Below are 682 nucleotides of genomic sequence, written 5' to 3'. Positions count from 1 at the left end.
GGCCTCGGCGTCTCCGCCGACGGCACGCGGCTGCGCGTCGCGCTGCGTCCCGGTGCGCCGCCGCTCGTCTTCGACGCCGCCGCGGGCCGGCTGCAGCCCGGCGGATCCGAGGCCGGCTTCGCCACCGCGCGCGTCAGCGGCGGCAGGCTGCAGGTGAGTGACTGGCGCAACTCCAACCGCCCGCGGCTCGGCCAGGCGCCACTGCGCATGGGCGAGGGCGAGTTCGCGCGCAGCCTCGCGCTGCTACCCGAGGATCGCGGCATCCTGCTCGGCACCGACACGCATCTGCGGCTCTACGACCCTACGGGCACGCCGCGCGCCGAGCTGGCGATCCCCGCCGCCGCCTGGGGCCTCGCGCTCGCGAACGGTGTCGCGGTCGCCGCACTCGGCGACGGCACCATCCGCTGGTACCGGATCGGGCCCGAGGGTCCGGCCGAGCAGGCCGCGCTCTTCATCCATACGGAGACGCTGCGCTGGGTGCTCTGGACGCCCGACGGGCTGTTCGACCATGCGCCGAATGGCGGGCAGGAGCTGGTCGGGCTGCACCTCAACCGCGGCCGCAACCAGACGCCGGAATGGGCGAGCTTCCAGCAGGCCTATCGCGCGCTCTACGCGCCCGCCGCGGTGCGCGCCGCCGTGGCCGGCGACCCCGCGCCGGCGCGGGAGCGCATGGCGGCGCTCG

The 682-nt window shown here is 76.5% G+C and carries 1 protein-coding gene; it reads left to right on the top strand.

The features are described from left to right. Positions 1–682, top strand: a 682-nt coding sequence (locus tag L2I40_RS24085; RefSeq protein WP_456305772.1) for a hypothetical protein, incomplete at both ends; no start/stop codon positions are given.

The sequence above is a fragment of the Falsiroseomonas oryziterrae genome, from assembly GCF_021864505.1.
Lineage (GTDB): Bacteria > Pseudomonadota > Alphaproteobacteria > Acetobacterales > Acetobacteraceae > Falsiroseomonas > Falsiroseomonas oryziterrae.
The sequence above is the reverse complement of the archived record's forward strand: the minus strand, read 5'-3'. Positions and strand labels throughout refer to the sequence as shown.